Annotated in this window: 23 protein-coding genes; 12 read left to right on the plus strand and 11 right to left on the minus strand. The window is 70.0% G+C overall.

What is annotated here, in order from left to right:
- Window positions 1–50: 50 nt before the first annotated feature.
- The 3 genes from AC0HS0_RS16950 to AC0HS0_RS16960 are packed head-to-tail and all read left to right on the plus strand — an operon-like array spanning window position 51 to window position 3,092.
- A complete protein-coding gene (locus AC0HS0_RS16950; RefSeq protein ID WP_472965310.1) occupies window positions 51–620 on the plus strand; it encodes a dihydrofolate reductase family protein in 570 nt (189 codons plus the stop codon).
- Window positions 620–1,465, plus strand: coding sequence for an EamA family transporter (locus tag AC0HS0_RS16955; protein WP_472965311.1), 846 nt, complete (start codon window positions 620–622; stop codon window positions 1,463–1,465). The genes AC0HS0_RS16950 and AC0HS0_RS16955 overlap by 1 nt, the downstream gene beginning before the upstream one ends.
- A 58-nt stretch (window positions 1,466–1,523) precedes the next feature.
- Window positions 1,524–3,092, plus strand: a complete 1,569-nt coding sequence (locus AC0HS0_RS16960; RefSeq protein WP_472965312.1) for an amino acid permease — start codon at window positions 1,524–1,526, stop codon at window positions 3,090–3,092.
- A gap of 76 nt (window positions 3,093–3,168) precedes the next feature.
- Here AC0HS0_RS16960 and AC0HS0_RS16965 read toward each other — a convergent pair whose 3' ends face one another.
- The 6 genes from AC0HS0_RS16965 to AC0HS0_RS16990 form a co-directional block, all read right to left on the minus strand.
- Complete coding sequence (locus AC0HS0_RS16965; protein WP_472965313.1) at window positions 3,169–3,633, minus strand: MarR family winged helix-turn-helix transcriptional regulator; 465 nt, start codon at window positions 3,631–3,633, stop codon at window positions 3,169–3,171.
- Entirely contained in the window at window positions 3,617–5,359 is a 1,743-nt protein-coding gene (locus AC0HS0_RS16970) for an MFS transporter (protein WP_472965314.1), read from the minus strand. Before AC0HS0_RS16970 ends, AC0HS0_RS16965 begins: the two co-directional genes overlap by 17 nt.
- A 200-nt stretch (window positions 5,360–5,559) precedes the next feature.
- Window positions 5,560–5,871 carry a hypothetical protein gene (locus tag AC0HS0_RS16975; protein WP_472965315.1) on the minus strand — a complete coding sequence of 104 codons (312 nt, stop codon included), beginning with the start codon at window positions 5,869–5,871 and terminating at the stop codon, window positions 5,560–5,562.
- A 369-nt stretch (window positions 5,872–6,240) separates the two neighbouring features.
- Window positions 6,241–6,894: a DedA family protein gene (locus AC0HS0_RS16980; RefSeq protein ID WP_472965316.1), complete on the minus strand. Its 654-nt coding sequence runs from the start codon at window positions 6,892–6,894 to the stop codon at window positions 6,241–6,243.
- 35 nt (window positions 6,895–6,929) lie between these two features.
- Window positions 6,930–7,064 carry a hypothetical protein gene (locus AC0HS0_RS16985; RefSeq protein ID WP_472965317.1) on the minus strand — a complete coding sequence of 45 codons (135 nt, stop codon included), beginning with the start codon at window positions 7,062–7,064 and terminating at the stop codon, window positions 6,930–6,932.
- Window positions 7,064–7,873, minus strand: a complete 810-nt coding sequence (locus AC0HS0_RS16990) for a COG4705 family protein (protein WP_472965318.1) — start codon at window positions 7,871–7,873, stop codon at window positions 7,064–7,066. Before AC0HS0_RS16990 ends, AC0HS0_RS16985 begins: the two co-directional genes overlap by 1 nt.
- A 354-nt stretch (window positions 7,874–8,227) precedes the next feature.
- Between AC0HS0_RS16990 and AC0HS0_RS16995 the strand changes: the two genes are divergently transcribed.
- A complete protein-coding gene (locus AC0HS0_RS16995; protein WP_472965319.1) occupies window positions 8,228–8,818 on the plus strand; it encodes a hypothetical protein in 591 nt (196 codons plus the stop codon).
- A gap of 156 nt (window positions 8,819–8,974) precedes the next feature.
- Window positions 8,975–9,655: a Type 1 glutamine amidotransferase-like domain-containing protein gene (locus AC0HS0_RS17000; RefSeq protein WP_472965375.1), complete on the plus strand. Its 681-nt coding sequence runs from the start codon at window positions 8,975–8,977 to the stop codon at window positions 9,653–9,655.
- Between the two features lie 227 nt (window positions 9,656–9,882).
- On the opposite strand, the gene AC0HS0_RS17005 is transcribed toward AC0HS0_RS17000, so the two are convergent.
- Complete coding sequence (locus AC0HS0_RS17005) at window positions 9,883–10,104, minus strand: hypothetical protein (RefSeq protein ID WP_472965320.1); 222 nt, start codon at window positions 10,102–10,104, stop codon at window positions 9,883–9,885.
- Between the two features lie 146 nt (window positions 10,105–10,250).
- Here AC0HS0_RS17005 and AC0HS0_RS17010 point away from each other — a divergent pair, with 146 nt between their 5' ends.
- The 4 genes from AC0HS0_RS17010 (at window position 10,251) to AC0HS0_RS17025 (ending at window position 13,944) form a co-directional block, all read left to right on the plus strand.
- On the plus strand, window positions 10,251–10,643 hold the full coding sequence (locus AC0HS0_RS17010; protein WP_472965321.1) for an SRPBCC family protein: 393 nt from the start codon (window positions 10,251–10,253) through the stop codon (window positions 10,641–10,643).
- Window positions 10,644–10,738: 95 nt separating this feature from the next.
- Window positions 10,739–12,640, plus strand: a complete 1,902-nt coding sequence (locus AC0HS0_RS17015; protein WP_472965322.1) for a Na+/H+ antiporter NhaA — start codon at window positions 10,739–10,741, stop codon at window positions 12,638–12,640.
- A 186-nt stretch (window positions 12,641–12,826) separates the two neighbouring features.
- Window positions 12,827–13,558 carry an alpha/beta hydrolase gene (locus AC0HS0_RS17020; protein WP_472965323.1) on the plus strand — a complete coding sequence of 244 codons (732 nt, stop codon included), beginning with the start codon at window positions 12,827–12,829 and terminating at the stop codon, window positions 13,556–13,558.
- Window positions 13,555–13,944 (plus strand): cupin domain-containing protein, encoded by a 390-nt coding sequence (locus tag AC0HS0_RS17025; RefSeq protein WP_472965324.1) that lies wholly within the window; start codon window positions 13,555–13,557, stop codon window positions 13,942–13,944. The genes AC0HS0_RS17020 and AC0HS0_RS17025 overlap by 4 nt, the downstream gene beginning before the upstream one ends.
- A gap of 15 nt (window positions 13,945–13,959) precedes the next feature.
- Here AC0HS0_RS17025 and AC0HS0_RS17030 read toward each other — a convergent pair whose 3' ends face one another.
- Window positions 13,960–14,721, minus strand: a complete 762-nt coding sequence (locus AC0HS0_RS17030; protein WP_472965325.1) for an alpha/beta hydrolase — start codon at window positions 14,719–14,721, stop codon at window positions 13,960–13,962.
- A 121-nt stretch (window positions 14,722–14,842) separates the two neighbouring features.
- Here AC0HS0_RS17030 and AC0HS0_RS17035 point away from each other — a divergent pair, with 121 nt between their 5' ends.
- From AC0HS0_RS17035 to AC0HS0_RS17045, 3 genes are read left to right on the plus strand one after another with little or no spacing between them, the layout of a single operon-like run.
- Window positions 14,843–16,102 (plus strand): flavin-dependent oxidoreductase, encoded by a 1,260-nt coding sequence (locus tag AC0HS0_RS17035; RefSeq protein WP_472965326.1) that lies wholly within the window; start codon window positions 14,843–14,845, stop codon window positions 16,100–16,102.
- Window positions 16,099–16,602, plus strand: coding sequence for a MarR family transcriptional regulator (locus AC0HS0_RS17040; protein WP_472965327.1), 504 nt, complete (start codon window positions 16,099–16,101; stop codon window positions 16,600–16,602). The genes AC0HS0_RS17035 and AC0HS0_RS17040 overlap by 4 nt, the downstream gene beginning before the upstream one ends.
- Window positions 16,599–17,057 carry a DUF3237 family protein gene (locus AC0HS0_RS17045; RefSeq protein ID WP_472965328.1) on the plus strand — a complete coding sequence of 153 codons (459 nt, stop codon included), beginning with the start codon at window positions 16,599–16,601 and terminating at the stop codon, window positions 17,055–17,057. The genes AC0HS0_RS17040 and AC0HS0_RS17045 overlap by 4 nt, the downstream gene beginning before the upstream one ends.
- 21 nt (window positions 17,058–17,078) lie before the next feature.
- On the opposite strand, the gene AC0HS0_RS17050 is transcribed toward AC0HS0_RS17045, so the two are convergent.
- From AC0HS0_RS17050 to AC0HS0_RS17060, 3 genes are all read right to left on the minus strand, one after another.
- Entirely contained in the window at window positions 17,079–17,819 is a 741-nt protein-coding gene (locus tag AC0HS0_RS17050) for a glycosyltransferase (RefSeq protein WP_472965329.1), read from the minus strand.
- Between the two features lie 59 nt (window positions 17,820–17,878).
- Window positions 17,879–19,360 carry an APC family permease gene (locus AC0HS0_RS17055; RefSeq protein ID WP_472965330.1) on the minus strand — a complete coding sequence of 494 codons (1,482 nt, stop codon included), beginning with the start codon at window positions 19,358–19,360 and terminating at the stop codon, window positions 17,879–17,881.
- Between the two features lie 150 nt (window positions 19,361–19,510).
- Window positions 19,511–20,896: an LLM class flavin-dependent oxidoreductase gene (locus tag AC0HS0_RS17060; protein ID WP_472965331.1), complete on the minus strand. Its 1,386-nt coding sequence runs from the start codon at window positions 20,894–20,896 to the stop codon at window positions 19,511–19,513.
- Between the last annotated feature and the right edge of the window lie 2 nt (window positions 20,897–20,898).

Raw genomic sequence — 20,898 nt, forward strand, 5'->3', positions numbered from 1 at the left:
CATCCTCCCTGCCCTGTGGAGGATCCGGCCGCTCCGCTACGATCGGGCGCATGCGGCAGCTCATCGTGTCCGAGTTCCTGACGCTCGACGGCGTCGTCGAGGCGCCGGGCGGCGAGACGAGTCATCGGCACGCGGGCTGGACGATGCCCTACTCCGCCGACGACCTGTACGCCTTCAAGCTGCAAGAGACCCGCGATGCCGACTCCCTGCTGCTCGGTCGGCGCACCTTCGAGCAGTTCGCGGAGGCGTGGCCTCCCCGTGAGGGCGAGTTCGCCGAGAAGATGAACGCGATGCCGAAGACCGTGGTCACGACGCGCACCGACGACCTCGGCTGGAACGCGACCCGCCTCGACACGGCGAACGGCGTCCGTGACGGCATCGCCGCGCTCAAGGAGGCCGAGGGCGGCCCGATCCTGGTCGCCGGCAGCGCCACGCTCGCCCGCTCGCTGCTCGTCTGGGGGCTGGTCGACGAGCTGCGCCTCCTCGTCTACCCGGTGCTGGTGGGCGGAGGCGCCCGCATCTTCCCGGACGACCGCAGCAAATGGGTCTACGAGCTCGCCGGGTTGCAGCGCTTCTCCAGCGACGCGGTGCTGCACGTCTACCGGCTGGCCCGGAGCTGATGCCGGCCGCGATCCTCGGCCTGGTCAGCGCTCTCGTCTACGGTTCCGCCGACTTCGTCGGCGGCGTCGCGTCGCGCGTGATCGGGCCTCTGCGAACGACGGCCATCGGGGCGGTCGGCGGCCTGGCGCTGCTGCTCGTCGCACTGCCGCTCGTCGGGGGCGTCTGGTCGGCCGCCGCGCTCGGCTGGGGTGCGGTCTCCGGGGCGATCGGCGCCGCGGCCGTGGCGCTGCTCTACGCCTGCCTCGCGATCGGACCCATGAGCATCCTTTCGCCGCTCACCGCACTCGTGTCCGCGCTCGTGCCGCTGGCCTGGGGACTGCTGGGAGGCGACCGCTTCGCGCCGATCGGCTATGTGGCGCTGGCGCTCGCGCTCGTCGCGGTCGTCCTCGTCGGCTTCGTGCCGGAGCGCGGCGCCGTGCGGCCCAGCGCCCGTGCGCTCGGGATGGCGGTCGCTGCCGGCACACTTATCGGCGTCTTCCTCATCGTGCTCGACCAGACCCCGGCCGACTCGGGACTGGTGCCGCTGGTCGCCAACCGCACGGTCAACGCTGTCATCATGTGGACGGTCATCGGCCTCCTCGCGCTCCGCGGCGTCACCAGGAGGTTCACCCGGCAGGGCGTGCTGCTCGCGATCGGCTCGGGCCTCCTGGACGCCTCGGCGAACACCCTCATCCTGATCGGGCTGCGCGCGGGTGACCTGGCCACGATGTCGGTGCTGGTAGCGCTCTACCCGGCGGGCACCATCGTGCTCGCCGCAGTGGTGCTGCGCGAGCACATCGCACCCGTGCAGTGGGTCGGCTTGGTGCTGGCGATCACGGCCGCCGGGATGCTCGCCGTCGCCTGATCCTCCGGAAGCCGTGGCGCCAGCGGGTACTGTGGGTCGCCGGAACAGGAAAGGCGCGATGAACCAAGAGCAGCCACAGCAGCACGACCCGGCCGACGACCTCGAGAACCGCCGCGAGCACCTGGGCGATGTGTCCCAGGCGGTGCAGGACTTCGCCAGCGAGCAGGAGGGGTACCACAAGGCGCTGTCGTCGCGGCAGCTGCAGATGATCGCGATCGGCGGCGCCATCGGCACCGGCCTCTTCCTCGGAGCGGGCGGGAGGCTCGAGCAGGGCGGGCCGCTGCTGGTGCTGGTCTACGCGGTCTGCGGCTTCTTCGCGTTCCTGGTGCTTCGCGCGCTCGGCGAGCTCGTCCTCCACCGGCCCTCGTCGGGATCGTTCGTTTCGTACGCCCGCGAGTTCTACGGCGAGAAGATGGCGTACGTCGCCGGGTGGATGTACTTCCTCAACTGGGCCATGACCGCGATCGTCGACTCCACGGCGGTCGCGCTCTACGTCAAGTACTGGACGCTCTTCACCGCCGTGCCGCAGTGGCTGCTCGCCCTCATCGCGCTGGTCGTCGTCGTCAGCCTCAACCTGATCTCGGTGAAGGTGTTCGGCGAGATGGAGTTCTGGTTCGCGATCATCAAGGTCGGCGCGCTGGTCGCCTTCCTGGTCGTGGGCATCGTCGTGCTCGCGGCCGGCTGGCCGACCGATGAGGGGCCGACCGGCCTCCCGATGCTCGCCGCCAACGGCTGGCTGCTGCCGCACGGGGTCGCGACCATTGCGATGGCGATCGTGCTCGTGCAGGGCGTCGTCTTCGCGTACGCGGGCGTGGAGCTGGTCGGCATCGCCGCCGGCGAGACCGAGAACCCGGAGAAGATCATGCCGCGGGCGATCAACAGCGTCGTCTTCCGCATCGCGGTCTTCTACTGCGGCTCGATCCTGCTGCTCGCCCTCCTGCTGCCCGCGAGCGTCTACAGCGGCAGCGAGAGCCCGTTCGTCACGTTCTTCAGCCACCTCGGCGGCCCGGAGCTGAGCGCGATCATCGGGTCGGTCATGAACTTCGTCGTGCTGACCGCGGCCCTGTCGAGCCTGAACGCCGGCATGTACTCCACCGGCCGCATCCTCCACTCGATGGCGCAGACCGGTGCTGCGCCGGCGTTCACCGCTCGGATGAACCCGCGCGGAGTCCCCTACGGCGGCATCCTGTTGACGGCGAGCATCGGCGTGCTGGGTGTGTTCCTCAACCTGATCGTCCCGGCGGAGGCTTTCAACATCGTGCTGAACGTGGCCTCGCTGGGCATCGTCACGAGCTGGGCGATGATCATCCTCTGCCAGATGCAGCTGCGCCGCTGGGCGTTGCAGGGCAGGCTCGCACGGCCGTCGTTCCGGCTGTTCGGCGCGCCGTTCACGGCCTATCTGACGCTGGCGTTCCTGGCGGCGGTGATCGTGCTGATGGCGTTCGACTATCCGACGGGGACGTTCACGGTCGCCTCACTGGTCGTCATCATCCCGCTGCTGATCCTCGGCTGGTACGCGCAGCGTTCGCGCATCCTCGCGATCGCACAGGCCCGCGAGGGTTACACCGGCGCGCACCCCGTCGTCGCCGCGCGCCCGCCGCGCCGCTCGCGCTCCCCGCGCTCCTGACGCCGAAGGGCACGTTGTTGTCACTTTCGGGCGCGAAAAGTGACAACTACGTGCCCCTCGGCGGCAGGGCGGGAGGTCAGGGGGCCGGGCGGGCGATGTGCGCCGCCTGCTCGAGGGCGGGGAGGGCGCGGCCGAGCGCCTCCACGTCGGCCGGCTCGAGCTCTGCGAGGATCGCGGCTACCGCGCGGGCGCGGTCGGAGCGCGCGGCCAGGAGCAGGTCGATGCCATCCTGCGTGCCCGACACGAAGAACGAGCGCCCGTCGTCGGGATCGGGCGTGCGCTCGACCAGCCCGCGGGCCTCCAGATCAGAGACGACCCGGGTGATCGTCGGAGCGGCGACGACCTCGATCGCCGCGATCTCGCTGGGGCGCAGCGGACCGTTGCGCACGATCGTCGAGAGCGCCGACAACTGACCGTGGCTGAGGCCTCCCGTGGCCGATCGGATACGGCGGTTCAGCCGCCCGACAGCCAGGGCCAGGCGGCCGGGGACATCGTCGTCACCGGTCGCCGGCCGCTCCGGATGCTCACGCTCGACCTGCACCGACTTCCTCGCCTTCCACCGTGGCCGGCCGCGCAGCTGCGACGGCCTCCTCATGAACATACTTGGATCCGCCCAAGAAGGAGGCGATCGCACCGATGAGGCTCATGACGGCGGCGGCGATGAAGACGACGACGAGGCCGTCGTGGAAGGGGCCGGAGATCAGCTGGGGGAAGAACTCCTTGCCCGTGAGTGTGGCCGCATCGACGTGCGGCGATTGCAGGAGGCCGGTGGGCCCGAGCAGGCTCGCGATCGGGTTGTAGCCGAGGAACGCCGCGAACAGGCTCCCGACGGGAGGCGTCGCGCCGATCTGCGCGGCGACGTTCTGCGGCACGCCGTGGGAGGTGAGCCCGGTGGTGAGCGCGGTCGGCAGGGCCACCGAGAGGCCGGCGATCATCAGCGAGAAGAAGATGCCGATGGAGAGCGAGCTTCCGGCGTTGAGGGCGACGCCCGCCATGCCGGAGGCCGCGCCGCGCTCGTTCGGCGGCACGCTGTTCATGATGGCCGTGCGGTTGGGCGACGAGAACAGACCGGAGCCGATGCCGTTGAGGCCCGTGAGCAGTGCGAACTGCCAGTACTCGAAGTTCACGGGGATCAGCAGGAGGCCGATGAAGGTGACCGCCACGAGCACGAGGCCGACCGTCGCGAACGCCCGCGACCCGAACCGGTCGGAGAGCGCACCCGAGATCGGGCCGGCGATGAGGAAGCCGATCGTGATCGGCAGCATGTAGATGCCGGCCCAGAGCGGCGTGGACTCGTAGCTGTAGCCGTGCAGCGGCAGCCAGATGCCCTGCAGCCAGATGATCAGCATGAACTGAAGGCCGCCTCGGCCGATCGCCGCGAGGAACCCGGCGAAGATGCCCGACGAGAAGGCGCGGATCTTGAACAGCCGCATGTCGAACATCGGCGACGGCACCTTGAGCTCGATGAGCACGAACGCGATCAGGAGCAGGATGCCGCCGATGATCGAGCCGAGCACCCACGGGTTGCCCCAGCCCTGCGAGCTGCCGCCGTAGGGCTGGATTCCGTAGGTGATGCCGGTGAGGAGGGCGATCAGGCCGATCGCGAACGTGACGTTGCCGAGCCAGTCGATCTTGCCCGGGTTCTTCTGGCCGACCTCGTGCAGCGACTTGATCGACCAGATCGTGCCGATGACGCCGAACGGCACCGAGACGAAGAAGACGGCCCGCCAGTCGATCTCGGCGAGCACGCCGCCGAGGATGAGGCCGATGAACGACCCGGCGATCGCGGCGACCTGGTTGAGGCCGAGCGCGAAGCCGCGCTTGTTGGCGGGGAACGCGTCGGTGAGGATGGCCGTCGAGTTGGCGAACAGCATGGCGCCGCCGATGCCCTGCACGAACCTCCACGCGATCAGCCACATCGCGCCGGGGCCGCCGGAGAACGGGTCGAGGCAGAGCGCGATCGCCGCGATGGTGAAGATCACGAAGCCGAGGTTGTAGATGCGCACGCGCCCGTACTGGTCGCCCATCCGGCCGAACATCACGACGAGCACGGCGGTGACGAGCATGTAGCCCATCAGCATCCAGAGCAGGTAGGAGACGTTGCCGGGCTCGAGCGGGTTCAGCTTGACGCCCGTGAAGATCGCGGGGAGCGAGATGATAACGATCGACGAGTTGATCGTCGCCATCAGCATGCCGAGGGTGGTGTTGGAGAGGGCCACCCAGCGGTAGTGGGGGTGGTCTTTGGTGAAGATGCCGGTGCGGGGCAAGGGAGTCCTTCGTGCGTTTCGTGTCGTGTGTCGTCGGTCGCCGGCCCCAGGCGCGGAGCGCACCGGAGCGGGAGCGCTGCGGTGCGCTGATGATTTATATGCGTTAACTATATAACCGGCCAGGAGATGAGGGAAGCATCGGGATGCGGATAACAGTTGGCGATTCAGGACACCAGGCGGACGTATCTGGAGGATGCCGGCTAGAGACCCAGGGTGAAGACGATCGCGAGGGGGAGGAACGCCGACACGATGTGGGCGATCAGCACGACAGCCGCCTGACGCGGTGCGCGCGGAAGCCATCGAATGGCGAAACCGGCGATGAGGACGAACTCGACGACCATGGCCATCTGAAAGACATGCGCAGCAGTGCCCTCGTCGCGGTTGCTCCCGACGTCCGTCGTGGTCACGCTCACGACGACGAATGCCGCGAGCAGGACGGGAAGGGCAAGCGGGAGCCACCCGCTCGGATGACGAACGAGGCTCAGTGCATCGACGACCGGCCGGGCGCCCATGTTCGTAGCTTGAACCCGATCCCGCGTATGGGCAAGACCTGGCCGTGGCCGTGGCGTTCGCCACGGCCACGGTCGTCGTCGCACTGAGGTCCGCCGCGGCTAGGGCTTGGGCGACGGCGGTGTCTCCGGAGCCTGCGTCTTCCACTGGCTCAGGTCCGCGTTGAGCTGGTCTGCCGAGATGCCGAGGCCGTGAGCGATCCGCGCGAGTCCCGCGCTACAGCAGATCGCAGGAAGCGTCGTGCGCTCGACCAGTGGAGGTCTGACTTCCACGCGACGCCTTGGGGGGCTACCGCAGTCGCCACACGCCCGGTCGCCGCGGACATGGAGGACTTCCGATGGACATTCGACGCTTCCCCTTCGCGGGATAGGTCACTCGACGCTGGCGTTGTCTTGCGGCTCGGATTCCCGCGAACGTGCTCGCCGGCGGCGGAGTGCGCTGATCACGATGGGCAGGATGGACACGACGACGATGACGATCATCAGCACGTCGATGTTGTTCGCCACCAGCGGGATGCCGCCGAGCAGCACTCCGAGAACCACCATGACGATCGTCCAGCTGATGCCGCCGAGCGCGTTCCATACCAGGAATCGCGGGTACCTCATGGCCGCGATGCCGGCGGCCAGGGGCACATAGGTGCGCACGAACGGCACGAAGCGGCCGAGCACCAGCGAGACGCCCCCGTATCGGGCGAAGAACGCGTCGGCCTGCTCCAGCCGCTCGGTCTTGAGGACGCGCGCGTCGGGCTTGAAGAGGCGCCTGCCGAACCGTTTGCCGAGCCAGTAGCCGACCTGGTCGCCCGCGAATGCGGCGACCGCGGCGACTAGAGCGACCTGCCACGCCAAGATGCCAAGGTGCGGTGCGAGGATGGCGGCCGTGATGAGCAGCGAGTCGCCGGGAAGGAACGGGAACAGGACCCCGGACTCGATGAACACGATGACGGCGATGCCGACGAGCACCCAGGGCCCGAACGCGTGCAGCCACGTCGAGGCGTCAAGAAGCGGAATCGCGGTGTGGAATGCCATAGCCCCGATGGTCGCGGGCCCGGCACAAGGAGCCTCTAAGAACTGATCGCGACGGCGAGAGCACGCCGCCCGCTGCGGCTCCAGCGGACATCGTGACCGGACGCGCGCAGCGACCACTCGAGAGATGAGCCGATCGACTCGTCGTCTTCGGCCACCAGCAGCCGTGCCATCAGGCCTCCACTCGTTGCTCCTGCTCTGCCGCCACGGCCTCGACGCGCGGGGGGCGGCCGCGCCCGGTCACCGTGAGGTAGACGACCAGCACGAGAATCGCTGCGAGGAAGATCACGCTGGTGACGATCGTCCCGAGCCCGAGACCACCGTCAGCGGTCGGCTGCGACAGGAAGTCGCCGAGCGACGCACCGAGAGGCCGCGTGAGCACGTAGGCGATCCAGAACGCTACGATCGCGTTCATCTTGAACCCGAAGTGGGCCAGGGCGACGATGCCGATCGCGGCCGCGAAGACGACCACCGAGAGAAGATAGCCCAGGTTCAGCTGCTCGGCTACGAGGTCGCCCGCTGCAGTGCCCAGCGCGAAGGTGAACAGCACGGCCAGCCAGTAGAACGCCTCCCGGCGGCGGGTCACGATGTCGTGGATCGAGAGCGTGCGCTCAAACCCGTACCAGACCGCGAACGTCGCGATCAACACGATCGCGAACACCACAGTGGACACGATCAACGGGACACCGAGACCGTCGGTGAGGTTGTCGGTGATGAGCGTGCCGACGATGCTGATCAGCACCACGGTCAGCCAGTAGACGCCCGGGATGTAACGCGCGCTGCGGAACTGCACCGCGAAGACGAGGAGGAAGACGACGGCCGTGACCAGGCTGGTGACCTGGGTGCCGAGATGGAGGCTGGAGGACAGCAGGTCGGCCGCCGTCTCTCCGACGGTGGTGGCCAGGATCTTGATCGCCCAGAACGATGCGGTGGGCTCGGGGACTTTGTTCTCGCGCAGGACGGTGCGGCTCGGCTCGGTCATGGGGCTCCCCTTCGAAGGATCGGATCGACTGATCGGGTCGGAACCCTTCGAACGCTACGGTCCGCGTCCCAAGGGGCCACTAAGAAAAAGGGGCCCGCCTCTTGGAGGTTCATGGGAGAGCGCGAACCAGAATGCGACCATGCGCATACTCGTCATCGTTCTGCTTGCGGCCGCTGCCGCGGCGGCGATGACCCTTGTGGCAGTACTGGCCTACGAGTCGGCGGAGGCGCGGCTCGAAGGCGACGGCGTACCCGACTGACCGCCGCAGCGACCCGTCAGCTGCCGCATAGAACGCACCCAGCTCGTCCCCATACGGTCTCCAGACGAACGACAACGCCGGGAGGTGAGGACGGTATGCGAAAACTGCTCGTCGGGATGATCGTCACCGCGGCGATCGTCGTCGGTGGCTGGTTCGCCGCGTCGTGCGTCGCACCCGCGTTGGTCTCCCGTGCGGCAGGAGCGAGGGCCTCAAGCGCGCCGACAACTCCGGTCTGCCCCGCCGCAGCTCCGGTCATGGTGGGCACCATCGTCGTCCCCGCCGGCCCGGTGGCCGGGTTCTGCCAGTCCGAGCTCGTCAGGGCCGCACACATCATGAACGCGGCCCACGACCAGGGCCTCGGCACGCACACCCAGGCCGTCGGCGTCATGACGGCGATCGGCGAGTCCGGGCTTCGCAACCTCGCCTACGGCGATACGGCCGGTCCGGACAGCCGTGGCCTTTTCCAGCAGCGCGACAACGGGGCGTGGGGCACTCTCGCCGACCGGATGGACCCCTACACCGCCGCGGCCAACTTCTTCGGCAAGCTCACGAGCATCGACGGTTGGCAGACGATGGCGCCATCGGCGCTCGCGCACGCTGTCCAGGTGAACACCGATCCCGGCTACTACGCCCAGTACTGGGACAAGGCGCAGACCATCGTCGCGGCGCTCAGCAGCCGGTCATGAGTCCTGCTCATTCATGGCGGCGACTCCACGCGTCCGGGCATTCACCGTCACGGGGCCTTCCTCACCCGTGTCGGCAAACACATCGTCGTCTCGACCAATTCGACAGCTGTCACGGACTCCCCGAACCCGCCCGTCTCCGGTATCGATGGGCGCATGATGAAACTTCTGCTCACCTCCGGAGGCGTCACCAACCCGAGCATCGCCGCCGCCCTGGTCGACCTCCTGGGCAGGCAAGTCGCCGAGTCCCGCGCCCTGTTCATCCCGACCGCGCAGTGGGGCCATCCCCTGTGCTCGCCCGAGTCGGTCTACGCGTCGATCGCAGGGGATGAACCGGATGCCGTCGGCCTCTGCGACCTGGGCTGGAAATCCGTCGGGGTTCTCGAGCTCACGGCCCTGCCGAGCATCGCGACGGAGCGGTGGACCCCATGGGTTCGCGACGCCGACGTCCTGCTGGTCGACGGCGGCGAGGCGATGTATCTCGCGCACTGGATGCGGGAGTCCGGCCTGGCCGAGCTGCTGCCGTCGCTGCAGGACACGGTGTGGGTCGGCGTGAGCGGGGGCAGCATGGTGATGACCCCGCGGATCGGCCGCGAGTTCGTCGACTGGCGCCCGGAGGGCGGCGACGAGACGCTGGGCCTGGTCGACTTCTCGATATTCCCCCACCTGGACCACCCGGACTGGTCGGCGAACACCCGTGCGAGCGCGCACGCCTGGGCGGAGAACATTCCCGGCCCGGCATATGCGATCGACGACCAGACAGCGATCTCCGTCGTCGACGACCAGGTGTCCGTCATCTCCGAAGGGCACTGGGAGCTGCTCGACGGGGGCGCCGTCTAGCGGCCCCCGCCTCGGGGTCGTGGAGGGCGCTCAGCGCATGGTCGCGGCGGGCCCCCTCCGGGGATCCGCACCCTGGCGCTGGCTGCAGCGCGGGCAGCGGGGCGGGAGCGTCGCGACCGTCCAGGTGCCGCCCGCGCGCGGCATCAGCCGGCGTTGCACCGTCAGGGGCGCGCCGCACACCGGACAGACCGCTGCTCCGGGGCTCGGTCTCCCACCGGCCTCCGACGTCATGAGAGCTTCTTGTCGATCGAGCGGCCGAGGTCTTTCGCCGCGTCCGCGGCCTTCTTCGCCATCCGCTTGCGCGACTTGCGCGCGTGCGGGTCCATCCACAGCCGCTCCATCTGGTGGCGGAGGTCTTCGTAGTGCCGCCCTCGGGCCTTGGCCGATTCGACGCCGACAAGGTATCCGGCGACAGCGACGATGGCGAGAATGAGGAGGTTTTTACGCATGCACCCACCATCCGCTCAAGAGAGAACGTGGATAGGGGATTGAGAAATCCCGGAACGAGGGATCGTCCCCCGGCAGACCGCCACCACCCGCGCGGGCCGCCGTCAACCGCCTACCACCGCTGACCTCCGGTACTACCGTCCCGGGCATGACGACCTACACCGCGACCAAGCCGATCGACGGCGACACCGACGCCTACTTCTCGTACATCGCCGACCCCGAGAACCTGCCGCAGTACTTCCCGCACATGGTGAGCGCCCACGAGCAGCCCGACGGCACCGTCGAGACGACCGCTCGCGTCGACACCGACCGCGATGGTGAAGAGGAGACCGTCACGGCGGACGCCCGCTTCGACGCCGACTTCGCCGCGAAGGAGATCCGCTGGTCGGCTCCCGGGCCCCACGACTACAGCGGGTCGCTGCGGATCGCCGACGGCGCGGCCGAGTTGACGATCGACACGACGGAGGACATCCCGGGGATCCAGCAGTCGCTGGAGCACGCGCTGGACGCGATCGCAGCGAACCTCCAGCGCACGGCCTAGAACCGTCACCGGCCCGGCGGAGGCCGCCGCCGGACTAGATTGTCGCTACCGGCTCGACCTCAGCCGGCTGAGCGACGGCGATGGCGGTGACCCGAGTGAGTTCTGAATCCCCTGCCGAGGTGGTGCAGGCCGCCGACGGCGACGACGACGAGCGCACCGTGATGATGCACCCCCGCCGCACCTTCCACGGGATCCTCCGGGCCGGCGCGCTCGCATCGATCCTCCTCGTGGTGGCTGTCCTCCTCGCGCTGATCTGGGCGAACATCGGCGGTTACGAGGCGTTCTGGACCCAGCGGGCCGGGGTCACGGTCGGCCCGTTCGCGCTCTCGTACGACCTCCGCACCTGGGTCAACAGCGGCCTGATGACCCTCTTCTTCCTGGCCGTCGGGCTGGAGGCCCGCCGGGAGCTGGACCTCGGCGACCTCCGCGAGCGCAGTCGCCTGATCCTCCCGATCACCGTCGGACTCGTCGGCATGGCTCTGCCGGTCGCCATCTACCTGCTGATCAACCAGGGACACGAGTCGGCCCGCGCGTGGGGTGTGGCGATGTCGACCGACACCGCTCTCGCGCTGGGCATCCTGACGCTCCTGGCCCGGCGGGCGCCGAAGCGCACCCGCACGTTCCTCCTGACCGCGTTCGTCGTCGACGACGTCGCCGCGCTGATCATCATCGCCGTGCTCTACAGCGGGCCGATCTCGCCGATCCCCCTGATCGCCGCGGTCGTCGCGTTCGCCGGCATCATCGTGGTGCGGAGGCTCAACCGGACCCTCGGACGCAACCTCGCCATCGTCCTGGGTGTGCTGATGTGGCTGGCACTGCTGCTGAGCGGGATCGACCCGGTGGTCTCCGGCCTGGCGATCGGGCTGGCGACGACGGCGTACGTCCCGGTCCGCGCCGATCTGGAACGCGCCACCGGGCTGGTGCGCGACTACCGTGTGAGCCCTAACGCCGAGCTGGCGCGGTCGGCCGCGGCCGGACTCGCGGACTCGCTGTCCGAGAACGAGCGCATCCTCTACCGGCTCAGCCCGTGGACGAGCTACGTGGTCGTGCCGCTCTTCGCGCTGGCGAACGCCGGCGTGGTCATCACTCCGGAACTGCTGGGCCGCTCCGCCACGAGCGCCGTCGCGATCGGCATCGTCGTCGGCTACGTGATCGGCAAGCCAGTCTCGGTCGTCGGCAGCTCGTGGCTGCTGAGCAGGTTCTCCCGGGGACGCATCCACCCGCAGGTGGGCTGGCTCTCCGTCCTGGGGAGCGGAACCGCGGCGGGCGTCGGCTTCACCGTCTCGCTCCTCATCGCCGGGATCGCCCTGGCCGGGCCAGAACTGGCGGAGGCGAAAATCGGCATCTTCTTCTCGGTGATCGGCTCGGCCGCGCTGACGTGGCTGGTCTTCGCCTGCGTGCGATTCATCCCGGCGAATCGACGGACTCTCGCCGTCAACGGGCGCCCCGACCCCACCCTCGACCTGCTCAGCCCCATCGATCCGGACGCCGACCACCTGCGCGGCGCAGAGGACCCGCGCGTCACCGTCGTCGAGTACGGCGACTTCGAGTGCGGCTTCTGCGGCCGCGGCGAACCGACGGTGCGGGAGCTCCTCCAACGCCACCCCGACGTGGCGCTCGCGTGGAGGCACCTGCCCCTCACCGACGTGCACCCCAACGCGCTGCGTGCGGCGGAAGCGGCCGAGGCCGCGGGCGCGCAGGGCGCCTTCTGGCCGATGCACGACCTCCTGTTGGCGAACCAGGAGCATCTCACCATCCGCGACCTCGAAGGCTACGCCCGGCGGCTCGGGATCGATCCGGAGCGCTTCCTGGACGACCTCCAGTCGCATGTGTTCGCCGACCGCATCCGCCAGGACATCGCCAGCGCCGAAGAGAGCGGTGCGGCAGGAACGCCCACCTACTTCATCAACGGCCAGCGCCACGAGGGCCCGGTCGACATCGACTCGCTCTCGAAGTCGATCGAGGCCGCCCGTGTCGGCGCGACCGCGCCGGCGTGATCGACGAATCCTCATGATCGTCTAGGCAACGCAGACGGCCGGGCGCTACGCTGAGCGCGTCGGGCCCCCGAGAACACCCACGAGCGCGCTGTTGCCGCCGTGGCGACCACGAGCGCGCCGCTGCGTGCCGCTCGCCTCCATCCGCGCCGCTCACACGTGCGCTCTTCCTTGCTCAGGGGACTTCTCATGACCGATACCTCCTCCAGTTCACCCACCGTCGTGCTCGTGCACGGCGCATTCGCCGACGCCTCGAGCTGGGCCGCCGTCACCGACATCCTGCTGAAGGCCGGTGTCGCGGTCCTCGCCCCCGGCGTGCCGCTTCGGGGGCTCGCCGGCGATTCGGCATACGTCGCCTCGGTGTTCGCGCAGATCGACGGGCCGGTCGTCGCGGTCGGCCACTCCTACGGTGGGGCGCTGATCAGCATCGCCGCCGCGGATGCCCGGAACGTGAAGGCCCTGGTCTTCGTCTCCGGGTTCTCACCGGAGGTCGGCGAGGCCCTGGGCGAAGTGGAGGGCACGTCGCGCGACAGCGCGCTCGCCCCGGCACTCGTGCAACGCACCTACCCCACCGGAGACGGCGGGACCGCGGTCGAGCTCTACGTCGACATCGAGCAGTTCCCGCGGGTCTTCGCGGGCGACCTGCCCGAAGACCAAGGGAGGGTCTTCGCCGCCACCCAGCGCCCCGTCGCGGCATCCGCGTTCGACGAGAAGGCCGGGGCCGCGGCGTGGAAGTCGCTGCCGTCGTGGGCCGTCGTCGCCCGTGGTGACAAGGCGGCGGGCTCCGACGTCCTCCTGTCGATGGCTCAGCGCGCCGGCGCGAAGATCCTCGAGCTCGAGGGCTCCCACCTGATCATGGTCTCGCAGCCGCAACGGGTCGCCGAGGTCATCATGACGGCGCTGAAGGCCGCGGCGGAATGACCGCGGACACGCCACACGACGCCGCGCCGCACGACGCCGCGCCGCACGACGCGCTGGCCGGCCGGCTGAGGCGGACCGAGCTGCAGCACCAGCCGTCGTCCATCCCCGGGCGGGACATCGTCCAGGTGCTCACCGAGATCCCCGCCGGCGTCGAGTCGGGCTGGCACACGCATCCTGGAGAAGAGGTCGGATACATCCTCGCCGGGCATGTCGAGATGAAGATCGCCGGCCGGGAGCCGCTGCTCCTGAACGCCGGCGACCCGTTCCTCATGCCGCCCGGCACTCCCCACAACGCCCTCGACCTCGGCCCCGAGACCGGGATGATGCTCTCCACCTACCTCGTGGGCCCGGCGGAGCCGCTGGCGAGTTTCGTGGAGGCGCCGTGACCGCGCGGCGGCCGGCTACCCCTCCCCGAAGAACTCCCCCAGGGCTACCGTCACGCCCCGGCGCGCCTCCACATCGCTGATCGTCGCGGTTCCATCCCCCGACTGCGGCCCGTAGTTCCCGAACTGCGCGTGGTTCATCCCGTGGACCTGCACCATCGTCGCGTTCTTCGGCAGCAGCCCGCGGGTGGCGTCGATCTTCGCGGGCGTGGACAGGCCGTCGCGGCTGCCCGAGATCGACAGCACGCGCAGGTCGGTGCCGGAGAGGTCGTTCGCGCAGTAGCTCCCGAACAGCACGAGCCCCTCAGCCTCGTCGGCGGCGGCGAGCTGGCAGGCGCGCACGCCACCCAGGGAGTGGCCTCCCACGTACCAGTGCTCGACCTCCGGAACGTGAGAGGTGAACGCGCTGAGCGGGCGGGTGTCGAAGAAGGCGAGATTCAGAGTCGGCTTCGTGATGAGCACCGTCAGACCGGTGTCGGCGACCGTCTCCGACAGCTTGTACAGGTACGCATACGGGTCGACGATCGCGCCGGGGATGAACACCAGCCCGGTGCCCGAGCGCCCGTCGACCGGCGCGAGCTCGACCGCGTCGCCGAGGTCGGTGACGGCGACGCGCGAGTCACGCCAGACCTGTAACGCGGCGGGACGTTCCCCCATCATGGGCGTGTTCGCCCACGCGAGGAAGCCGAGCACGACCAGCACCACCGCGCTCACGATCCAGGCGAGCACGCGGACGATGACGGGTCGATGTCCACCAGTGCGAGGGGGGCGACGATCCATGCTGCGACCGTATCGCGTCCGTATGACGAAACCCGTCGCACCCCTGGCGCAAATGGTTTTGTTCCCCGTACTATGTGGATAATCTTCCCGCGCAGCGGGACCCACGACAGAGGAGTCGTACATGACGATCGCGATCATCGGCGCGGGCATCGGCGGGCTGGTCACCGCCCTCAGCCTCCACCGGGCGGGCTTCGACGACATCCGCGTCTACGAGCGGGTGCGGCAGCTGCGACCGCTCGGCGTCGGCATCAACCTCCTCCCGCACGCGGTCCGCGAACTCACCGAGCTCGGGCTGCGCGACGACGTGGAGGCCATCGCCGCCGCGCCCCGCCGGCTCAGCTACTTCAACCGCCACGGCCAGCCGATCTGGAGCGAGCCCCGCGGCACCGCGGCCGGCTACCGCTGGCCGCAGCTCTCGGTGCACCGCGGCGAGCTGCAGCTGGCACTGGTGGAGGCCGTGCGCGACCGGCTCGGCGCCGGCACGATCCGCCTCGGCCACCGGCTCACCGGGCTCCACGCGACGGACGAGCGAGCCCGCGCCGTCTTCGGGACCGCCGATGGGGAGGTCACCGTCGACGCCGACCTCGTGATCGGCGCCGACGGCATCCACTCGGCCGTGCGGGCGCTGCGCTATCCCGAGGAGGGCGCGCCGCGCTGGAACGGTCTCACCCTGTGGCGCGGCACCGCGGTCGTCCCCGCGTTCCTCGACGGAGCCACCATGATCATGGCCGGCGACGACGAGCTGAAGTTCGTGGCCTACCCGCTGCGGCACGAGCCCGACGGATCGGTGACGGTGAACTTCATCGCCGAGCAGCGCTCCGACGGGTCGCGGGCCGAGACGGTCGACTGGAACCGCCCGGTGCCCATCGCCCCGATCGCCGGGCTGTTCGACGCGTGGAGGTTCGACTGGCTCGACGTGCGGGCCGTCATCGCGAGTGCGCACGAGCTGCTGGAGTACCCGATGGTCGACCGCGATCCCCTACCGCAGTGGACGTTCGGCCGGTCGACATTGCTGGGCGACGCCGCGCACGCCATGTACCCGAACGGATCGAACGGCGCCTCGCAGGCGATCCTCGACGCCCGCACACTCGCGCACTCGCTCGCTACCGCGGGCGACCTCGCGGAGGGCCTCCGCCGCTACGAGGAGGCGAGGCGCCCCGCGACGGCCGACCTCCTCACCCTCACCCGGCAACAGGGGCCGGAGCGCGTGATGGTCCTCGCGCACGAGCGGGCGCCGCAGGGGTTCGCCGACATCACCGACGTGATCCCCGCCGCGGAGCTGCAGGAGATCGCCGACGGGTACAAGCGCACCGCGGGCTTCCATCCCGAGGCGCTCAACACCCGGGCGTCGCTGGACGCGACACGGGGAGCGGGCGCATGAGCGACGTCGATACCACCTCGGGCCTCGACACGCGCATCCTCGACGCGCGTCGGCTCGCCGCGCTCATCTCGCCGCTGCGCCGCAACCTCCTCGCCCTCAGCCGCGAGACCGCGGGGCTGCCCGACGTTCCCGACTCGCAGGTCGAGGTGCTGCGCGCCCTCCCCCGCGGCACCGTGAGCACGCCGGGGGCGCTCGCCCACCGGCTCGGCCTCCGCAAGTCGACGATGAGCAACCTCCTCACCGCGATGGAGGCCGCCGGACTGGTGGTGCGCCGCCCGAGCCCGGACGACCGCCGGCGCGTGGAGGTGCTGGCCAGCCCGCACGCGCTCAGCATCTTCGACCGCTTCGACGCGACCAGCGCCCACCTGCTCGCGGAGGCCGCAGCGACCCTCGCCGCCGACGACCTCGCCGCCCTGACCGCCGCGGTGCCCGCGCTCGAGCACCTGGGAGACGCCCTCGTCGACCGCCGCCGCCGCACCATCGAGAAGGATTCCGAATGACGCCGCTCCCCGTCCCCGGGCTCGTCCCCTCGCTGCAGGTGCGGGTCGAGCTGGCCGACCTGGAGGACCACGGCCGTACTGCCGCCGGCCACCGCCGCGTGGTCCCGATCGTCGGAGGCGCCGTCACCGGAGACTTCACCGGCGCGATCCTCCCGGGCGGAGCGGACTGGCAGGTCGTGCGCGACGACGGCACCATCGAGATCGATTCGCGCTACTCGGCGCGCAGCGACGACGGTGCCTTCCTCTACATCCGGGCGATCGGCCTGCGCACCGGCCCCGACGAGGTTCTCGCGGCGCTCGGCCGCCGCGAGGAGGTCGACCCGCGCGCCTACTACTTCCGCACCACGGTCTGGCTGGAGTCGTCCGCGCATCCGGAGCTGGCGAATCAGCTCTTCGTGGCCGCGTGCGCGCGCCATCGCAACGAGGTCGTCTACACCGCGTACCGCGTCTCGTAGAGTGCGAGATCTGCGGAGGCGTCACCGCGCGTGGTGCAAGCGCAGCGACACCAACTGGCGCAGGTAGGCCGTGCCGGCGGCCAGCGACGCCTTCGACTTCCCGCGGTGGCGTACGCCGAAGTCGTACGGCACCTCCACCAGGGTGAGGCGGTGCCGCACCAGCACCTCCAGCAGGATCTTGAACCCCATCGGGTGCAGCGCGTCGAGGTCGAGGGCATCCACCCGCACGGCGAAGAACCCCGACATCGGGTCGCTGCAACCGTGCAGTCTCCGCGGGAACAGCACCCGCGCCGCGACCGTGCTCGCCGACGACACGACGTGGCGCAGGTGGCCATCCAGCCCGGACGACCTCCCGCCCTCGCAGTAACGGGAGCCGAGGACGAGCCCCGCTCCCCGCTCCCGGCCGGTGGTGACCAGCCGCGGCACGGCCTCCGGAGGGTGCTGGAGGTCGCCGTCCATGACCACCACCCACCGGCGCGCGGCGAGCCGCATCCCGACGATCACCGCCCCGGACAGCCCGCCGTCGGGGTGCGAGCGGTGGATGATGCGGATCACATGCGGGAGGCGCTCGGCCTCGGCCGTGGCCTCCCTCACGGTGTCGTCGGTGGAGTCGTCGACGACCAGCACCTCGCTGTACTCGGGATCGAGGAGCAGCGACAGCCGACGCAGGAGCTCGGCGATCGACCCGGCCTCGTTGAAGGTCGGCACCACCACCGAGACCCCGGTGAGCGGTGGTGCCGCGGCCGCGCTGTCATCATCCATACCCGGGTAGACGTCGGGAGGCCCTAATCGTCACGCGGGCAGCACACATCCGTCACCGATCAGGGCTGGGGCGACGAGTCCTCATCAGCGGCGACGCCGGCGTGGGCCCGCAGCCGCGCCACGACGGGACCGAGCGCGAACGCCGCGAGCAGCAGCACCACGATCCCGATCGCGAGCGGGAGGCTGCCACCGACCAGGGTGGGCAGGTTCTGGAGGATGAGCACGAGGAACACCAGCAGCCCGAGGAGGCCGAGCGCCGGCGCGATCGCGCGCCGCCACAGGGAGACGCCCGTGCCGCGGTTGCGGGCGAAGAACACCAGCACGGCGACGCTCGTGATGCCCAGGAGCAGCACGATGCCGACCGACGAGAAACCGGCGAGCCACGTGTAGAACTGGTTGATCGGGTCGAGGCCGGTGACGATGCCGACCAGCAGCAGCACGCCGACGACGAGACCCGTGGCGACGGAGGCGCGGTGGGGTGAGCCGAGGCGGGCGTGCGCGTGGCCGAGGCGCTGCGGGAGGGCGGCGCGGCCCGACAGCGTGAACACGTAGCGCGAGACGATGTTGTGGAACGACAGGATGCACGCGAACAGGCTGGTGACGAACAGCACCTGGATGATGTGCTCGCCGACGGTGCCGAGGTACTTCTGGGTGACGTCCGCGAGCAGCGTTCCGCCGTGGTCGGTCGCCGTCTTCACGGCCCTCGAGTCGCCGACCGCGCTGATCAGTGCCCAGCTCGAAAGTGCGTAGAAGACGCCGATGAGCACGAGCGAGAGGTAGGTGGCGCGCGGGATGGTGCGATCGGGGTCGCGCGCCTCGTCGCGGAACACCGCGGTCGCCTCGAAGCCGATGAAGCTCAGGATGGCGAACAGGATGCCGATGCCCGGGGCTCCGGACAGGATCGCCGACGGCGTCACGATCCCGGTCGAGAGGCCCTCCGGCGTGTTGCCGCCGAACACGATGACGGCGTCGAGCACGAGCACGATCAGCACCTCGGCGACGAGGAGCACCGCCAGCACGCGGCCGGACAGCTCGATGTTGCGGTAGCCGAGGAAGACGACCACGCCGAACGCGACGGCCGCGTAGATCCACCACGGGATGCTCGGGACGCCGTACGAGCCGAGCAGCGAGTTCACGCCAGGCCCGATGAGGCCGAAGACCGCGGCCTCCAGGGTGATGTACGACAGCAGGGCCGCGAAGCCGGTGCCCAGGCCGGCGGCGCGGCCGAGGCTGCGGTCGACGTACGAGTAGAACGCGCCCGCCGACTTCACGTACGGGGTCATGGTCGTGAACCCGACCGCGAACAGCAGCAGCACGACGGTCGCGATCACGAAGGTGAACGGGAAGCCGGTGCCGTTGCCGATGGCGATGCCGAGCGGGACCGGGCCGCCGATCACGCCGAGCGGCGAGGCGGCCGCGACCACCATGAACACGATGGATGCGACGCCGAGGTTGCCGCGAAGGCGCGAGCGTGCGGGGGCGGAAGCTGTCGCGGAGGATGCGGCCGCGGGTGCGGCGCTGGTCTGGTCTTCGATGGCCATGGTCGGTCTCTCGGGTGGGAGGAGTGGAGCGGGACGGGTGTCAGCAGACAGTAGCGACGGGCGGTCGTCCGTGTCGCGGTGAGTTACCGAATGTTGCCGGAGACGCCCGGACGGAAGGCGCCCGGACGGAAGGCGCCCGGACGGCGGCTCTCAGACGGACGCGGGCATGCGCTCGCCGAGCACGACTCGTGCCGCCGGGTGCGGTTCGGTCGGCCGGGCGCCCGCGCCGCCGAGCTTCTCGCGCAGCGTCCCCGGCCGGTATGCGGTCTGGTAGCGCCCACGCTTCTGCAGTTCCGGCACCAGCAGGTCCACGACGCCCTCGAAGGTCTCCGGCACGGCCGCGGCGGCGAGGTTGAAGCCGTCGACGCCGGTCTCGTCCACCCACTCCTCGAGCGCGTCCGCCACAGTGGAGGCCGAGCCCGCGATCACCGGTCCGTCGCCGCCGATGCGGGCGTACTCGGCGATCTCGCGCACGGTCCACTCCCGGTCGGGGTCGGCCGCGCTGAACGCCTTCACCACCGACTGGATGGCGTTGGAGTCCTGATCGCGCAGCACCGCGTCGTCGTCGAGAGTGCTGAAGTCGATGCCGGTCCAGCCCGACATCAAGGTCAGCGCTCCGATAGAGGAGGCGACCTCGAGGTACTCCTCGAGTCGCCGCTGGGCCTCGGCGTCGGTCTCCGCGACGATGACCGTCTGCTGGTTGATCACGGCCACGGAGGCCGCGTCGCGGCCCGCGGCAGAGACAGCCTCCCGGAGCCCGGTGACCTGCTGCGTCAGCACCGCGCGGCTGGGCGCGGCGACGAATACGTTCTCGGCGTGCTTGGCCGCGAACGCCAGGCCGCGGGCGGAGGCGCCGGCCTGGAACAGGAAGGGCGTGCGCTGCGGGCTCGGCTCGCTGAGGTGGATGCCGGGAACGCGGAAGAACTCGCCCTCGTGGGCGATCGGCCGCACCCGAGACGGGTGGGCGTAGACGCCGGTCGCGGGGTCGGCGACCACGGCGTCGTCGTCCCAGCTCGCCTGCCACAACTTGTAGACCACCTCGAGGTACTCCTCGGCGATCTCGTACCGGCGGTCGTGGGCCTCCTGGCCGCTCACGCCGAGGTTCAGCGCACCGCTGTTCAGATATGAGGTGACGATGTTCCAGCCGATGCGGCCGTTCGTCAAGTGGTCGAGCGTCGACATTCGCCGGGCGAACGGGTAGGGGTGTTCGAACGAGACGCTCGCGGTCACGCCGAACCCGAGGTGCTCGGTCGCCGCCGCCATGGCGGGGATGACCTGCAGCGGGTCGTTCACCGGCACCTGCACACCGCCGCGCAGGGCCGCCTCCGGGCTGCCGCCGTAGACGTCGTACACGCCGAGCACGTCGGCGAGGAACACCGCGTCGATCAGACCGCGCTCCAGCGTCTGCGCCAGCTCGATCCAGTAGTCGAGGTCGAGGTAGCGGCGCGACTCGTCGCGCGGGTGCCGCCAGAGGCCGGGCGAGAGATGCCCGACCGTGTTCATCGTGAAGGCGTTGAGCCGGATCTGCTGGGCCATGC

The organism is Leifsonia sp. PARNA 1/14, assembly GCF_055720965.1.

Excerpts from the sequence above, each read along its gene's own strand:
- AC0HS0_RS17030 (WP_472965325.1), bottom strand. The coding sequence starts at position 14,721 with ATGGATCGTCGCCCCCCTCGCACTGGTGGACATCGACCCGTCATCGTC.
- AC0HS0_RS17005 (WP_472965320.1), bottom strand. The coding sequence starts at position 10,104 with ATGCGTAAAAACCTCCTCATTCTCGCCATCGTCGCTGTCGCCGGATAC.
- AC0HS0_RS16980 (WP_472965316.1), bottom strand. The coding sequence starts at position 6,894 with ATGGCATTCCACACCGCGATTCCGCTTCTTGACGCCTCGACGTGGCTG.
- AC0HS0_RS17055 (WP_472965330.1), bottom strand. The coding sequence starts at position 19,360 with ATGGCCATCGAAGACCAGACCAGCGCCGCACCCGCGGCCGCATCCTCC.
- AC0HS0_RS17020 (WP_472965323.1), top strand. The coding sequence starts at position 12,827 with ATGACCGATACCTCCTCCAGTTCACCCACCGTCGTGCTCGTGCACGGC.
- AC0HS0_RS16985 (WP_472965317.1), bottom strand. The coding sequence starts at position 7,064 with ATGGCACGGCTGCTGGTGGCCGAAGACGACGAGTCGATCGGCTCATCT.
- AC0HS0_RS17025 (WP_472965324.1), top strand. The coding sequence starts at position 13,555 with ATGACCGCGGACACGCCACACGACGCCGCGCCGCACGACGCCGCGCCG.
- AC0HS0_RS17060 (WP_472965331.1), bottom strand. The coding sequence starts at position 20,896 with ATGGCCCAGCAGATCCGGCTCAACGCCTTCACGATGAACACGGTCGGG.
- AC0HS0_RS16955 (WP_472965311.1), top strand. The coding sequence starts at position 620 with ATGCCGGCCGCGATCCTCGGCCTGGTCAGCGCTCTCGTCTACGGTTCC.
- AC0HS0_RS16975 (WP_472965315.1), bottom strand. The coding sequence starts at position 5,871 with ATGGGCGCCCGGCCGGTCGTCGATGCACTGAGCCTCGTTCGTCATCCG.
- AC0HS0_RS16995 (WP_472965319.1), top strand. The coding sequence starts at position 8,228 with ATGCGAAAACTGCTCGTCGGGATGATCGTCACCGCGGCGATCGTCGTC.
- AC0HS0_RS16990 (WP_472965318.1), bottom strand. The coding sequence starts at position 7,873 with ATGACCGAGCCGAGCCGCACCGTCCTGCGCGAGAACAAAGTCCCCGAG.
- AC0HS0_RS17035 (WP_472965326.1), top strand. The coding sequence starts at position 14,843 with ATGACGATCGCGATCATCGGCGCGGGCATCGGCGGGCTGGTCACCGCC.
- AC0HS0_RS17050 (WP_472965329.1), bottom strand. The coding sequence starts at position 17,819 with ATGGATGATGACAGCGCGGCCGCGGCACCACCGCTCACCGGGGTCTCG.
- AC0HS0_RS17045 (WP_472965328.1), top strand. The coding sequence starts at position 16,599 with ATGACGCCGCTCCCCGTCCCCGGGCTCGTCCCCTCGCTGCAGGTGCGG.
- AC0HS0_RS17040 (WP_472965327.1), top strand. The coding sequence starts at position 16,099 with ATGAGCGACGTCGATACCACCTCGGGCCTCGACACGCGCATCCTCGAC.
- AC0HS0_RS16950 (WP_472965310.1), top strand. The coding sequence starts at position 51 with ATGCGGCAGCTCATCGTGTCCGAGTTCCTGACGCTCGACGGCGTCGTC.
- AC0HS0_RS17000 (WP_472965375.1), top strand. The coding sequence starts at position 8,975 with ATGAAACTTCTGCTCACCTCCGGAGGCGTCACCAACCCGAGCATCGCC.
- AC0HS0_RS17010 (WP_472965321.1), top strand. The coding sequence starts at position 10,251 with ATGACGACCTACACCGCGACCAAGCCGATCGACGGCGACACCGACGCC.
- AC0HS0_RS16960 (WP_472965312.1), top strand. The coding sequence starts at position 1,524 with ATGAACCAAGAGCAGCCACAGCAGCACGACCCGGCCGACGACCTCGAG.